The following is a 14,500-nucleotide window of genomic DNA, read 5'->3' as shown; positions in this document are numbered from 1 at the left end:
GGCCAGCCGCTTCAGAAACTGTACTTGACCGACAGCATCATGTTCCTCGGCTCGCCATACACGTTGCTTGGCACCGTGACGGAGGAACTCAGCGAGTTGTAGTACTTCTTGTCGAACGCATTGTTCAGGTTCAACTGTGCATCGATATGGGCGGTCGGCTTGAACCCCACCATGAAGTCCACCAGCGTGAAGGCGTCCTGTTCGACCATGTAGGTGGTGCCTTTGTTGTAGATGCGGTTCTGCCTGTAGAGGGAGCTACCGATGCGCCACTGGTCAAGCGCGCCGGGCAAGGTGTAGGTCGTGCTCATCTTGAACAGGTGTCGTGGTATGTCGGTATCGAACAGGCGCCCTTCGTTGGCCTTGTTCGCATCCTTGCGGTATTTGGCTTCGGTGAAGGTGTAACCGGCGCCCAGCTGCCAGTTGGGCGTGAGCTGACCTTGCAGTTCCAGTTCGATGCCTTTGCTGCGCACCTCGCCGGCCGCCTCGTAGCACGAGGTCGTGGGGTAGCTGGGGCAAAGGCTCTGGTCGGTGATGGCCTTGGCGCGGTTCTCCTGGTCCAGCTGGAAGATGGCGGCGGAAGCGTTCAGCGCACCATCGAAATACTCCCCCTTGATGCCCAGCTCGTAGTTCTTGCCGGTGATGGGTTCGATGACCGAGCCTGAAGTATCGAAGTAGCTCTGCGGCTTGAAGATGTCGGTGTAGCTGACGTAGACCGAGTGATGCGCGTCCAGGTCATAGACCAGGCCGGCGTACTTGGTGACGTGACGGTTGACCTTCAGCTCCGTCTCCGTGCCTTTGTAGGGCGCGCTGGTATCGTTTTCGTACCAGTCCAGGCGACTGCCCAGAATCAGCTTCAGCGGGTCGGCCAGGCTCAGTCGGGTGGTCGCGTAAACGCTGTTGAGCTTGGCGTTGGTGTTCTGCCAACCGTATTTGGTCTGGCTGGCAATCTTCGGGGTGTCGCCGTTCCAGTTGTAGATATCGATATTGCTGTGCAGCAGCACGTTTGGCGGCACATCACCATTGAACACCACGCGGCGATGGCTGGCGCCGAACACCAGTTCGTGGTCGCGGTCCATCAGGCGGAACGGGCCACTGGCGTAGGCATCGAAGCTGTTCTGGCTCTCCCGGTAATGGCCGGCGCCGACGTACTGGTCATAGGTCTGGGTGGCGGTGCGCCCGAGTATGTAGGTGCCCAGCATGTCCAGGTCGGCCCAGGTCCTGGTGGCCGACAGGTTGAGTTTCCAGCCATTGTCGAGGGCGTGTTCGAGGGCGGCATACGCGGAGGTGCTGGTCTTGTTCCAGTACTCCCAGTCATTGCTCAGCGAGGTGGAACGCGACAGCTTCAGGTCGCTGCCGTCAAAGCCCACGGGCAGGCCGGTCCAGCCGTTGCCGTTGTAGTCGTCCTGCTGGCGCGACGCGCTGACTGTCAGGGTGGTGCTGTCGTTCAGATCGGCTTCCACGATTCCGTAGAACAGGTTGCGCTCGTTATCCAATGAATCGCGGAAGCTGCCCTGGGTCTGGTAGGCGGTGACCAGCCGGCCGCGCACGGCACCGTTGTCGGTCAGCGGGCCGGACACGTCGAGGTCGGTGCGGTAGCGGTCCCAGGTGCCGGCGCTGCCCTGGATGCTGGCCTGGAAGGTTGGCGTAGGACGCTTGCGAATCAGGTTGATGGCCGCGGCCGGGTTTCCGGCACCCTGCATCAGGCCGGTGGCACCGCGCACCACTTCCACCCGGTCGTACATGGCCATGTCTGCGGACAGCAGGTCCTGGGACAGCTGGGAACTGTCGAGGCTGGTGGGCAGGCCGTCGTACATGATGTTGTCGAGGGCAAAACCGCGGGCGTAGTAGGTGGAGCGCTCCGGTCCCGTGCGCCGGATGACCATGCCCGGGGTGTTCTGTACAACGTCATTGAGGTCGGCCAGGGCCTGGTCGTCGATGCGCTGGCGAGTCATCACCGTCACCGACTGCGGCGTTTCGCGCAGCGACGACGGCAGCTTGGTGGCGGTGCTGGTGCTGCCGGTGGTGTAGGAGCCGGTGTGTTCGGTGGTTTCTCCCAGGCCCTGGCCGATCACCGAAGTGGCGTCCATCTCCAGCGCGCCTTCGGTGGACGCGGCCACCAGGGTAAAGCGGCCATCACTTTCCCGCACGGCGCGAATGCCCGTTCCGGCAAGCAGGGTGCGCAACCCCTCTTCCACCGGGAAGCGGCCGTCCAGGCCCGTGCTGTTCAGGCCGCGGGTCAAGCGCGAATCGAACGACAGCACGATCCCCGACTCGGCAGCAAAGCGCGTCAGCACCTGACCAAGTTCACCCGCAGCAATCTGGTAGCGCTGTGCGGCGCCGGTATCGGCCAGCGCCGGCAGGGGCGCCAGCAAGGCGGAACAGAGGATGGCCAGCCGCACACGAGCGCGCAGAGGGTGCAGGGAATTTGCCGGGGGGAAATGCGGGGAATTCATCGTCGTCCTTCTCTCATGGTCACCGACCGTATGAATCGGCCGTCTTTCATGGGTCGAACGAAGATGCGAATTGATATCACCCCACATGAATTATTTCTTGTCGATCAGGCCGGCACGACCGTGATCCAGAAGCGTGTGCGACGCTCCACGCGCACCGGCAAGGCGCTGGCCAGCGCACGAAAAGTCTGTTCAGTGTCGTCCAGCTCGAAGGTGCCGCTCAGGCGCAAGTCCGCAACCTGCGGGTCGCAGCGCAGCAGGCCGGGCCGGTAGCGCCCCAGGTCGGCCAGGAAGTCGGCCAGGCGCTGGTCGTTGGCGATCAGCAGCCCGCGAGACCAGGCATCCGCTGCGTAATCCAGCCTCCGCGTGGAGACCACCTCGACGGCACCGAACCGACAGGCCCGCCCCTGATCCAGCGTGGTAACACCCGATGCGTACTTCGGCTGCACCTGCACCTGCCCGCTGTAGGCCTCTACCTGAGATACAGCATCGAACTGGCGCACCGAAAAACGCCCGCCCACGGCACGGACGTCGCCCTGCCCCGTTGTCACGCTAAGGCTCGAGCCGGCCAGGGCGTTCACCAGCACTTCACCGCTGCGCAAGGTCACCCGGCATTGCCCGTCGGCATAAGCGACGTCCAGGGCGCTCTGGGTATTGAGCAGCAACTGGCTGCCATCGGCGAGGGTGACCGGTAGCCGCTCGCCAATGGCACTGCGGTAATCGGCGAACAGCGCGCCCTGCTCGACCTCGCGGTACCCGGCCAGCCCGAGAGCGCCCGTCCCGAGGGCCAGCAGCATGCCTTTGAGTACGGTGCGACGGTTGCTGCGCCTATCCTCCCGCGCAAGGCCGAAGACACGTCCGCTGAAATCACCGGGCATCCCCTGCATGCGCCGCTGCAATCTCTCAGCCTGCTGCCAGGCCCAACCGTTGTGCGGGGATGCATTCAGCCAGCGCTGCCAGGCTTCGCGATCCGCGGCAACCGCGTCACCGCTGGCAAACAGGCTGAACCAGTCTGCCGCCTGTTCGATGGAATCCAGTTGCGCGGCGCTGATGCCGGCGCCGCTCACAAGCCGTGCTCCAGGCTGTAGAGCATGCAATGACGCGAGGCCTTGGCGATGTAGCGGTTCACCGTGACGAGCGACACGCCAAGAGTCTGGGCAATGCAGCGGTAGGTCATGCCGTCGAGCTGGGATAACAGGAAGGCCTGGCGCACCTTGTCGCCGAGCGCGGCAAGCATGGCGTCGAGTTCAACCAGGGTTTCCATGAGGATCAGCCGATCCTCGGCGGATATGTCCAGGGCTTCCGGCACCTCGGCCAGCGCCTGCAGCCACGCACGCTCCAGGCGCTGACGACGGAAGTGATCGATCATCAACCGGCGCGCGACCGTCGCCAGAAAGCTGCGTGGCTCACGCACCGCTTCGATGCGCCCCTGCCGGTCGGTACTGCCGAGCAGGCGGAGGAAGACGTCCTGAACCAGGTCAGCCGCCAGTTGGCTGCAATCCACACGACTGCGCAACCAGCCACGCAGCCAGCGATGCTGTTCCTTATAGAGGTCGCCGACCTCCAGCTGCCGGATCGGGCCCTGGCTCGTCATCACCAATCATCTTCCAGGCGCAAATGGGAATAATTATCATATCAACCCCATGGGAAGCTGGGCAATCTTCATGAATGCGCGGCAAGGTGTATTGCCGCGGTATTTATCTGGCTGATGTCTGCCAGGGGCCGATAGCTACCGCTGAACAAGGGCAGCGAACGGCCAATCGCGGATGTATGCGGGAGGAAGGATTGTGGCCGCTCCTTGCCTCCCGACCTGGTATGGCCGTCTAGGCACCAGGGAGAAGATGCCGGTACCCGGCAGCTCGGGTGAAATCGGCCAGGCGCCAAAGACTGCCGTTCGCACCCCATGTGCCATCGGGAGTGTCCGTCAGCTGTATCGAAGTCATCAGCATGCGTCCGTCATCCGGCTCTGCGCTTTCTTCGATTGCCTGGTGCAGGCCGAGCACGTAGTCCTTGCGCATCTGCTCATCGAGGACACCGGCAGGTACCTTGACCATGACGATGCAGGGAATGGCATGGGCATGCACGCCAAGGCCGCCACAGGTCCAGTCGGCAGCCCGAACCTCCTCGATGAGCACCCAGCACAGGCTGCGCTGCCGAGGATCGTTTCCTATGCGCTCATGAGCGATGGCTGTCTCGCTGACGCGAGTCAACAGTCGCGCTCGCTGCTGATCGCTGAATGCGCCGGTCGGTACCTTGATCAGGATGTTGGGCATGGCTGAAACCTTGACGATGGATTGAGGCGCTATTGAGCCTGGCGTCCGCCGCTGGCAAAAGTGTCCGATCTGCCCTCTTTCGAGCATAATCGGACAATGCACGATTTCACCATTGTGGTCATACCGGGAGCATTTGCCTCGAGCGTGGCCTCCACTCTGGACATACTCGCCACCGCAGTCAGCGTCGGCGAGCGGCACGGCCTGGCCGCGCCACGTTGGCGGATATGTGGCCCTCAACCCGGATCGGTGACGCTGGGGCATGGTCTGCAACTGCAGGTGGCCCCCATCGAGCATGACGCCCAGGACAACTCCTGCTGGGTCATACCGGGTATTGGCGTCAGTGACATCGACCTGCTTCAGCAGCGCCTCGAAGAGCCTTGGGCGAGCCCGTTGATCTCGGCGCTAAAGACTCACGTCGCAAACGGCAAGGAGATTGCCGCGTCATGCTCTGCCGTCTTCCTGCTGCATGCGGCAGGGCTACTGGACGGGCGACGGGTGACAACCTCCTGGTGGCTGGCGCCACACCTGCAGGAAATCGCTCCGGGCTGCCGTGTCGACCCGGACTTCATGGTGCTGGCCGATCCTCCCTTGACCACCGCGGGGGCCGCCTTCGCTCAAACAGACCTCATGCTGCATCTGCTACGGCGGCGCTTGTCGCCCGAAATCGCCAACTCCGTAAGCAAAGCTCTCCTGCTCGACCGCCGACAACTGCAGTCGCCATTCGTGATCCCCGCCATGCTGGTGCAGGGAAATGCCCTGGTCTCACGCCTGACCGCACAGATCGAGGACTCGCTGCCGGAGCTGCCCGGCGTCAAGGCACTTGCCGCGAGCGTCGGCATGTCCGAGCGGACCCTGTCGCGTCACGTCCACAAGGCGACGGGGCATTCCACTCGGCAACTCATCCAGCGAGTGCAGTTGAGCAGGGCCCGAGCGCTGCTCGAGTCTGGCGAATACTCCGTCGAAGCGGTCTCGGCGCAGGTCGGTTACCAGGACGCAACAGCTCTGCGGCGCTTGATGCGTCGATTCCTGAACGCGACACCACGGCAATTGCGCCAGGGCTGATCGAGCGGCTGCTTTAGCATTCCTGAACGCTCGCCATGGGTCGGCATTTGCCCACGTCGCAGGCAGAAATCCGCCAGGAACGGACGTTGCGAGTATTCGATCCATCGTCCCGACCGTGTGCGACGCTCGGTTACTTGGCAGCCAGATGCAATTCCAACGCCTCGCTTGCCCGCCGCGATGCGTCGGCACTGACCTGTTCGGCCAGCACCCGGATCAGCTGACGGAGCTGCTGCGGCGTAACCCCCGTGTTCATGGCGATACGGATATGGGCCTGCAGTTGTGGCGCTACGCCCTCCAGTGCAGAGAGCATCGCCACGGTGGCAATTTCCCGACTTTGCCAATCCAGGTTGTCACGCTCGAAGATGTCGCCGAAAAGATGCGTGCGCAGGTATTCATTGGCGACCGGCGCGAAGTCGAACAAAGCACCTTCCACCGGGGCGCCGGACAACCTGGTCTGGTTTGCGGTACCCGCCGCCAGAAGCTCATCCCCTTTGGGAATCGATTTGCCGGGTCCGCGCCCCGGTTGGTCCACGATTCCTTGCTGCTTGCGTGCCTGTACCACCTTCATCAACTCGCCCAGTGCATTCAGGCTTCTAGGAAAGCCTGCATAGGCGTACAGCTGGACCAGCACCTCGCGCGCCTCGCTGATGGTCAGCCCGGCATCCAGTCCCTGATTGATCGCACGGTTCAGACCAGCAATATCCCCCGCTGCCGCGAAGGCGGCGATGGGCACGATGCTTCGCTGGCGATCATCGAGCGTGTCACTCTGAGGGGTTGATGTGTCGTTCTCAGCCATGGATCGGTTCTCCTGTGCGGCCAGTGTCTGTGTCATGACGCCCAGCGTACAAACCAGGCCCAGGGCAACCCCGAGTGCGCGGGCCGCCCGGCGCGGGTCAGTCAGCCCGCTCGGCGTTGTATTGTTCATCGGTGACTTTCTCCATCCATTCGACATTCTTTCCATTCACCGAGCCAGTGACCGCCAGGTGGGTCATGGCGGTACCCGGTGCGGCGCCATGCCAATGCTTGACGCCGGCCGGGCACCAGACCACATCGCCAGGGCGAATGACCTGAACCGGCTTGCCCCACTCCTGGGTGAGGCCGACCCCGGTAGTGACTAACAGCCGCTGCCCTGCCGGGTGGGTGTGCCAGGCCGAACGGGCTCCGGGCTCGAAGGTCACCAGACCACCCGAGGCATTGATCTGATCGTCGGCAGGCCAGACCGGATCGATCCGCACGCGCCCGGTGAAGTACTGCTCCGGACCTGCCATCGACGCCTGCGTTCCGGCACGGCTGATCTGCTGCGTGTTTGCAGTTGCCGGCTCAGCGGCGCTGGCCACGGCAGCCTGCATGGCCGCTCCGCACAGGACGGCATCGACAATTTTCTTGCTCATGCTGGTCATCTCCGAAGATAGGTTGGCGTGATCGATCAGGCCCGGCGGCGCCGATCCTGCAGTTGCTTGGCATGGGATACCGCGAGTTCCGCAGGCAGAGCGACGGCGTTCTTGGCAGCGAGAACTTCCGCCATGACACTGACTGCGATTTCCGGCGGGGTCTTGCTGCCGATATAGATGCCGATGGGCCCGCGCAGTCGTTGGAGCGACTCCTGCGTCTCGCCAAAATGCTCGATCAGGCGAGCGCGCCGGCTTTCGCTGTTGCGCCGCGAGCCAATCGCCCCGATGTAGAACGCCGGGCCACGCAGCGCCTCCAGCAAAGCCAGATCGTCCAGCTTCGGATCGTGACTGAGCGCGATGACGCAACTGCGGACATCCGGCGCGAAAGCTCTGACGACGTCATCCGGCATGTCCTGAATGCGCTGCACGCCAGCAACGCTCCAACTCTCCAGGTACTGTGGGCGAGGGTCGCAGAGGGTGACCTGGAACCCGTTGAACTGCGCCATCGTGGCGACGTACTCGGCCAGCGCGCCGGCACCGATCAGCAACATGCGGTAGCCCGGGCCCAGCGTGCTGACCATCCGCCGGCCGTCGAAGATGAACTCATCCGGTGTTGCCGTGCTCTCGAGGCTCGTTCGCCCCGTCTCGATGTCCAGCTTGCGCCGCATCAGTTGCCCCTGGTCGAGGCGCCCCAGCAGTTGTTGCAGAGCAGCCAGGTCGGGCTCGAACTCAAGGATCAGCTCCAGCGTGCCGCCACAAGGCAAGCCAAAACGGTGTGCTTCTTCAGCGCTCACGCCATAGCGAACCAGCTGGGGGCGAGCTTGTGGCAACCCTGTTCCGCCGTAGGCAGTGGTATGTCGATGAATGAGGTCATCCTCGATGCATCCGCCCGACACGCTGCCTACAACCCGGCCGTCGTTGCGCAGGGCCATCATCGAGCCCACCGGCCGCGGAGAAGAACCCCAGGTGCGCGCCACCGTCACCAGCATCACGCGCTCGCCCGCGGCCAGCCAGTCACGGGCGTTTCGCAGGACCAACAGATCGATACTTTCCATCCAGGCTCCGCAACCTCATTGCCCAGCCGGCACAAAAACGTGCTCGCCGGCGGTGTCGTTCAATCGGATTCCCCGGCGCTGCAGTGAGTCCTCCAACGCCCTCCCCTGCACCTGTACAGTCCACTGCGAAGCGATCACCTGCCGCTGCGTCGCGGCGGAAAAAGCTTCGACAAGACGTTGCCGCTCTGGCAGGTAAAGCGTCAGCCCATTGCCTTTCCAACCCGCCACCGAATATCCCAAGTCCTGGCAGATAGACAGCTTCGATGCAGCATCGCGTCGATCAGCCTCGCGCGACGCCTCGATCAACGCGGCGAACTCGGGATTCACACGGTGATCGGTGGCTACCAGCACGTCACTGTCGGCGCGGCCCCAGGATTCCGGCGGACAATCCTTCGCCAAGGGGTTCAGCGGGATGAAAGGATTGATCTCCATCGGATAGATCCGGCAAACCAGGGGCCGCTCCGCATAGATTGCACAAAGGTTATCGTCGCCGAGGTTCGGGCATTGCGGCTGAGCCACGCCGGCAAATATGGCGATGACATTGAGGTCTGCAGAGCCCGACCGGCCAACGCCAGCGCGACCACTGTCATGGGCGTAGCGTGGCTCATGGCTTCGCGCCGGCTCGAGCAGGAATGCTTCCAGCAGGATCGCCACATCGCCACCGCGGGCCAGCCAGGCAAAGGCTTCGTCCCCGGTCAGCGGTACGAACCGGCCACGGCAACAGGCACCGCAACCCACGCAGGCAAACTTCACCGCGCCAGCGTTATCCATCAGCGAACTCCCGCGAGCGGCTCGCCGGCGTTCCCGGCCATGGCCTGGCAGTGCTTGAGATGGGTGGAGTCAGTGTGTCTGTCATGCCTGCCTCAACGCATATGCAGCACGATCGGCGTCGGACTGGCCGGATCGGTATGCTCGCGCAGCCGGGCGACTGCCTTCGGGTCCACCTTGCCGCCCTGGTTTCCCCAGGTGGTCCGCACGAAGCTCACGACAGCGGCGATCTCCTGGTCCGACAACTGCTCGCGGAAGGCCGGCATGCGGTACGCATCCGGCACCCCGGCGCTGACCACGCGCAGCGCCCCGTTGAGGCTGATGTTGATGGCCGAATCGGCGATTGGCGTCATCGCCGAAGTAGCACCGGCCAGCGGCGGCATCCATTCGTTCTGGCCCTTGCCGTCGGCGCCATGACAGCTCGCGCAGCGTGTCAGATAGAGATGGCCGCCGGGCGAACTGAAGGCCGCAGCCTCGGCACTCTGGTACTGCCAGGCAGGCCCGTCACGAACAGGGTCGCCAGGCAGGGACTTGAGGTAATGGGCGATGGCGCCGAGGTCCGCATCGGTCAGGAACTGCGTGGAGTTGTTGAACGCCTCGGTCATCGATCCGTAGACCACCGCATGCTGGTTGCGGCCCGTCTTGAGGAACCGCGCAACCTCCTCTTCGCTCCAGCGTCCCAGCCCGGTGTTGGGGTCGTTGCGCAGACTCGGGGCATACCAGCCATCGAGCAGAGCGCCGGCCAGGAATGGCGTGCCTGACTCGCTCAGGGCCTTCTCGTTGAAGGCCAGGCCGCGCGGGGTGTGGCAGCTGCCACAGTGCCCGGCGCCCTGTACGAGATAGGCGCCACGGTTCCACTGTGCGTCCTTGCCCGCTTGATCGGTGAAGGGCGAGGAGTCGGTGAACAGCGCATTCCACAGCGCGATGGGCCAGCGCATGTTCAACGGCCAGGGTATCTCGCTGGCCGTGTTGGCCCGCTCGGATGGCCGGACGCCCGACATGAAGAAGGCGTACAAGGCGCGCACATCCTCATCGCGGAGCTTGGCATAGGACGGATAGGGCATCGCCGGATAGAGTCGCCGGCCGCCCGGCGCCACGCCGTGGCGCACAGCACGGTCAAAGTCCGCCAGGCTGTACTTGCCGATTCCCGCGTTGTCGTCCGGCGTGATGTTGGTGGCGTAGATCGCACCCAGCGGGGTGGCCATCTTCAAACCGCCGGCGAAGGCCGGGCCGTCTGGCAGGCTGTGGCAAGCCACGCAATCGCTGGCACGGGCGACGTACTCACCCTGGCGGACCAACGCTTCGTCGGTTGCGTTGCTGACGGCGGAATCGAAAGTCGAACCTGGCTGGCGAGTCCCATACCAGGCCATCAGGCACGCGGCTGCGACACCGGCCAGCGCCAGCGCGCCGACATATCCTGCGAATGGGCGTCTGCTCATGGGCAAGGCCTCCGGTCAGACGGTTTTGCTGAAGTCATAAGCCGACAGCGGCATGCTGCGGATGCGCTGGCCGGTGAGTCTGGACACCGCGTTGGCTACCGCCGGCGCCACAGCCGGCAACGGCGGCTCGCCGATCCCGCCCATCTTCGCGCCGCTCTCGATCACCTTCACATGCACCCGCGCCATGCGTGAGGGCGGCAGGATGGGATAGAGGTCGTAATTGCGCGCACGTGGCTTGCCGTCAACGTAGACGGCTTCCTCCACCAGGGCCTGGGACAAGCCCAGGGACACCGCGCCATTGACCTGGGCCTCGACGATGGCCGGGTTGACGATGCTGCCCGGGTCGATTGCCTGCCAGATGTCATGCACCCTGACCTGCCCATTCTCGATGGACACTTCGGCAATCACGGCGGTCTCCGTGCCGAAAGGCGAAGCCATGGCCACGCCTCGCGCTCGGCGCGAACCATCCGGGGCGTCGAACGGCCCGCGCTTCCAGCCCCCCGAGAGTTCGCCCACGGTTTTCAGCAGGTGCAGCAGCCGCGCATTGCCCTGCAACAGGTGCAGGCGCAGCTCGAAGGGATCGTGGCCACCCTTGTCGGCCAGTTCATCGAGGAAGGCTTCGTAGAAGAAGTCGTTGAGCGAATTGCCCACCGAGCGCCAATAGCCCAGCATCACCGGCCCCTTGGCATAGACCTGGGCGATGCGTCGATTGGGGATCGCATAGGACTTGCCGGCCAGGCCCTCGAGCGCGGTGGGGTCGAGCTTGTCGCCCTGCTTGCCGGCAATGCCCTCCGTCGGCCCTTCGGTAGCGCTGACGGCTTCCAGCGCCACGGGCAGGCCCTTGTCGTCCAGCGCGGCACGGAACCTGACCACCGCCATCGGCCGCAACACGTCACGCAGAAACTCTTCCTCGCGGCTCCAGATCAGCTTGATCGGGCGTCCCACGGCCTTCGCCAGCTCGATGGCCTGCGGATAGGGATTGGCAGTGGGGTAGAGAAAGTGCCGGCCGAAGAAGCCGCCAAGCAACGGCGTGTGCAGCTTGACCCTGGCCGGATCGACCCCTGCGCGTTTAGCGATATCCCCCAGGAACATGTCCTGGGCCTGGTTGGGCAGCCAGATGTCCAGCGAGCCATCGGCATTGAACCGCACCAGTGTGGCGGGCGGCTCCAGCTGGGCGTGGTTGAGATACTGGTTGTAGTAGGTGGCCTCGACCCGGGTGGCGGCCTTGGACAGGGCACCTTGCGCATCGCCTTCCTTCTCGGCTTCGCGCCCAGGGTCGGTCTGCCTGGCCAGTTGCTCGCGATAGGCCACGCTGGAGAAATCCGCCGGCATGATTCGCAGCGGCGAATCCGCCGCCGGCTCCTGCCATTGCACCTGGATGGCTTCCGCCGCGCGCCTGGCATGCCACCAGCGCTCGGCGACCACCGCTACCGCACCGTCGAGGCGGTGTACCGAATGGACACCTTTCATCGCCCTGACCTGATCTTCATTGCGCAGTTCGCCCACCGTCATGCCCAGGCGCGGCGCATGCTGGACGGCAGCATGGAGCATGCCGTCGACCTTCATGTCGATGGTGTACAACGCCTTGCCCGTGGACTTCTCGTAGCTGTCCACCCGGCGCACCGGCTTGCCGATCCAACGGAACTGGGCGGGATCACGCAGGGTGACACTGGCGGCGTCGGGTACCGGCAGATCCAGCGCGTGGGCGGCCAGTTCGCCGTAGGTCAGCGAGCGGCCCGAGGCGGCATGCAGCACCCGGCCCGGCTCGGTGCTCAGGTTCGCGACAGGCACCTTCCACTGCGCGGCCGCCGCCTGCAGCAGCATCGCCCTGGCCAGCGCGCCGAGCCGGCGCATGGTGTCGTAGCTCATGCGCACCGACATGCTCCCGCCGGTGATCCGCAGGCCGTTGTCCATCACCACGTAGGCTTCGCCCGGCGGCGCGCTCTCGACCAGGAAGGTTGCAGGATCGGCGTCCAACTCCTCGCCGACGATCTGCGCCATCGCGGTATAAGTGCCCTGCCCGCCTTCGATGAAGGGGCACAGCAGGCGCACTCGGTTGTCCGGGCGGATTTCCAGGAAGGCGCCCACCTGCGTGCCGCGCTCGCCGGGCGCCGCCAGGGCTTGCATCCTGGCCGACCCCAACGGCAGGCCGAAGCCCAGTACCAGCGCGCCAGCCGCAGCACCGGCGGAGGCCAGGAGGAAGCGCCGGCGCGATAGGTTGACGGCCTCACCGCGGTCTTCGAACTCGATAGGCTGGCTCATCAGACCTTCTCCTGCGAGGTGGCGGCAGCCGTTGCCAGATCGTGGACGGCGGCATGGATGGCGTTGTAGGTGCCGCAGCGGCACAGGTTGATCATCGCGGCGTCGATCTGTGCATCCGTCGGTTCCGGGGTCTGCTTGAGCAGGGCCGTGGCCGCCATGACCTGCCCGGACTGGCAGTAGCCGCATTGCGCCACCTGGTGCTCGACCCATGCCGTCACGACCCGCTTGCCCACCTCGTCCTCCTCGATGGCTTCGATGGTGGTGACTTCACGGCCCACCACGCCAGCGACGGGCGTGACGCAGGAGCGCACGACATTGCCGTCGACCAGCACCGAGCAGGCGCCGCACTGGGCCAGGCCGCAGCCGTATTTGGTTCCGGTCAGTCCCAGGTCGTCGCGAATGACCCACAACAGCGGCGTGTCCGCCTCGGCGTCGACCTCATAGGTTTTCTGGTTGATCCGCAGTTCCATGGCTCACCCGCTATCACGTTGGTTGGTCTTGGTGTTCTCTTCGGACGGTAGCATGGGCCCCGCCCTGCACAGCCGCCGCTTGCCGATAGCTCTCATTAGCAGGGCTCATGAATCGCCCCGCTCAGCACCCGCTCGGGGAAGCCGACGCGCAACCGGATGCGTTCTCCCGTGAGGCCATGAACGCGAACCCAGCGGCCAGCAACAGCACGAAAGCGCTGAGTTCGAAGGTTGCCCGATAGCCTTGCAGATCGAAGACCACCCCGCCCACGGTGGCCCCCAGCGCGATGGCCAGCTGAACGATAGCCACCATCAGGCCGCCACCTGCCTCTGCGTCATCCGGCAGACTGCGAGCCAGCCAGGTCCACCAGCCTACCGGCGCGGCCGTCGCAACCAGACCCCAGAGCCCCAGCAGCGCGGCGGTGGCCACCGACGAAGCTCCGACGCCGATCAGCGCGAGCGCCAGCAGCGCCATCAGCAGCGGGATGAGCATCAGCGTTCGGTAGAGCCCGCTCTTGAGGAATGCCTCGATCAGGAAGGTTCCGGCCAGCCCGGCCACCCCCAGCACCAGAAGCGTGAGCGACAGACCCGAAGGGCTGACCTGGGTAACCGTCTCGAGGAACGGGCGCAGGTAGGTGAACAACATGAACTGGCCCATGAAGAAAACGCTGACGGCGAGCATGCCCCAAGCCACCGGGCCCCGGCGCAACAGACGAAAGACATTGCTGCTGGCGGCACGGGACTCGATGCGAAGCGCCGGCAGGCTCATCCATAGCCAGAGCGCGGCGGCCACGGCCACCGGAACGACGCAGAAGAAAGCACCGCGCCAGCCGATCAGCGCGCCAAGGTAGCTGCCCAGGGGCGCAGCGATCACCGTGGCCAGGGCGTTTCCGCCATTGACGATGGCCAGCGCGCGCGACACCTGGTCCTGTGGCACCAGGCGCATCGCGGTAGCCGCTGACAACGACCAGAAGCCGCCGATGGCGATGCCGATCAGCGCACGCCCGGCCATGAACCACGCGTAATTCGGGGCGAAAGCCACCAACGCACCTGACAGCACCATCAGCAAGGTCAGTGCAATCAGCAGCGGCTTGCGGCTGACCCGCGCCGCGACTGCGGCAATCATCAGACTGGTGAGCAAGGCGAACAACCCGGAGACCGAGATGCCCTGCCCTGCCTGACCTTCGGAGACCCCCAGGTCGGCGGCGATGGGCGTCAGCAGGCTCACCGGCATGAACTCGGAGGCAACCAGGGCGAAGGCCGCCATCGACATGGCGAGCACCGCGCCCCAGGAACCCTGTTCCGCGGCGGCTGGGCGGGAAGAAGACGTCAT

13 protein-coding genes are annotated in these 14,500 nt (G+C 64.7%); 1 reads left to right on the top strand and 12 read right to left on the bottom strand.

Annotation, left to right across the window (positions count from 1 at the left end):
• Positions 1–11: 11 nt before the first annotated feature.
• From IB255_RS26575 to IB255_RS26560, 4 genes are all read right to left on the bottom strand, one after another.
• Positions 12–2,453 carry a TonB-dependent siderophore receptor gene (locus IB255_RS26575; RefSeq protein ID WP_192211090.1) on the bottom strand — a complete coding sequence of 814 codons (2,442 nt, stop codon included), beginning with the start codon at positions 2,451–2,453 and terminating at the stop codon, positions 12–14.
• Positions 2,454–2,557: 104 nt separating this feature from the next.
• Positions 2,558–3,517 (bottom strand): FecR domain-containing protein, encoded by a 960-nt coding sequence (locus IB255_RS26570; protein WP_230986106.1) that lies wholly within the window; start codon positions 3,515–3,517, stop codon positions 2,558–2,560.
• The gene (locus IB255_RS26565) at positions 3,514–4,044 is read right to left on the bottom strand and encodes a sigma-70 family RNA polymerase sigma factor (RefSeq protein ID WP_081516888.1); all 531 of its coding nucleotides are present in this window, start codon (positions 4,042–4,044) and stop codon (positions 3,514–3,516) included. Before IB255_RS26565 ends, IB255_RS26570 begins: the two co-directional genes overlap by 4 nt.
• Before the next feature lie 229 nt (positions 4,045–4,273).
• Positions 4,274–4,723: a tautomerase family protein gene (locus tag IB255_RS26560; RefSeq protein ID WP_192211089.1), complete on the bottom strand. Its 450-nt coding sequence runs from the start codon at positions 4,721–4,723 to the stop codon at positions 4,274–4,276.
• 96 nt (positions 4,724–4,819) lie between these two features.
• On the opposite strand from IB255_RS26560, the gene IB255_RS26555 reads away from it, so the two are divergent.
• Complete coding sequence (locus IB255_RS26555) at positions 4,820–5,785, top strand: GlxA family transcriptional regulator (RefSeq protein WP_192211088.1); 966 nt, start codon at positions 4,820–4,822, stop codon at positions 5,783–5,785.
• A 130-nt stretch (positions 5,786–5,915) separates the two neighbouring features.
• On the opposite strand, the gene IB255_RS26550 is transcribed toward IB255_RS26555, so the two are convergent.
• From IB255_RS26550 to IB255_RS26515, 8 genes are all read right to left on the bottom strand, one after another.
• Positions 5,916–6,710, bottom strand: coding sequence for a carboxymuconolactone decarboxylase family protein (locus IB255_RS26550; protein ID WP_412548138.1), 795 nt, complete (start codon positions 6,708–6,710; stop codon positions 5,916–5,918).
• The gene (locus IB255_RS26545; protein WP_065084604.1) at positions 6,679–7,176 is read right to left on the bottom strand and encodes a cupin domain-containing protein; all 498 of its coding nucleotides are present in this window, start codon (positions 7,174–7,176) and stop codon (positions 6,679–6,681) included. The genes IB255_RS26550 and IB255_RS26545 overlap by 32 nt, the downstream gene beginning before the upstream one ends.
• A gap of 35 nt (positions 7,177–7,211) precedes the next feature.
• On the bottom strand, positions 7,212–8,231 hold the full coding sequence (locus IB255_RS26540) for an XdhC family protein (RefSeq protein WP_151186790.1): 1,020 nt from the start codon (positions 8,229–8,231) through the stop codon (positions 7,212–7,214).
• Positions 8,232–8,246: 15 nt separating this feature from the next.
• Positions 8,247–9,002, bottom strand: a complete 756-nt coding sequence (locus tag IB255_RS26535) for a YkgJ family cysteine cluster protein (protein WP_192211086.1) — start codon at positions 9,000–9,002, stop codon at positions 8,247–8,249.
• A 92-nt stretch (positions 9,003–9,094) separates the two neighbouring features.
• A complete protein-coding gene (locus tag IB255_RS26530) occupies positions 9,095–10,438 on the bottom strand; it encodes a c-type cytochrome (protein ID WP_192211085.1) in 1,344 nt (447 codons plus the stop codon).
• 15 nt (positions 10,439–10,453) lie between these two features.
• Positions 10,454–12,700: a xanthine dehydrogenase family protein molybdopterin-binding subunit gene (locus IB255_RS26525; protein ID WP_192211084.1), complete on the bottom strand. Its 2,247-nt coding sequence runs from the start codon at positions 12,698–12,700 to the stop codon at positions 10,454–10,456.
• The gene (locus IB255_RS26520) at positions 12,700–13,170 is read right to left on the bottom strand and encodes a (2Fe-2S)-binding protein (RefSeq protein ID WP_081516880.1); all 471 of its coding nucleotides are present in this window, start codon (positions 13,168–13,170) and stop codon (positions 12,700–12,702) included. The genes IB255_RS26525 and IB255_RS26520 overlap by 1 nt, the downstream gene beginning before the upstream one ends.
• 121 nt (positions 13,171–13,291) lie before the next feature.
• The gene (locus IB255_RS26515) at positions 13,292–14,500 is read right to left on the bottom strand and encodes an MFS transporter (RefSeq protein WP_225595050.1); all 1,209 of its coding nucleotides are present in this window, start codon (positions 14,498–14,500) and stop codon (positions 13,292–13,294) included.

It is taken from the genome of Pseudomonas sp. PDM22, from assembly GCF_014851965.1.
In the GTDB taxonomy this organism is placed as follows: Bacteria; Pseudomonadota; Gammaproteobacteria; order Pseudomonadales; family Pseudomonadaceae; genus Pseudomonas.
Note: the sequence above shows the minus strand (reverse complement) of the source record. Positions and strands in the feature narration are given on the sequence as shown.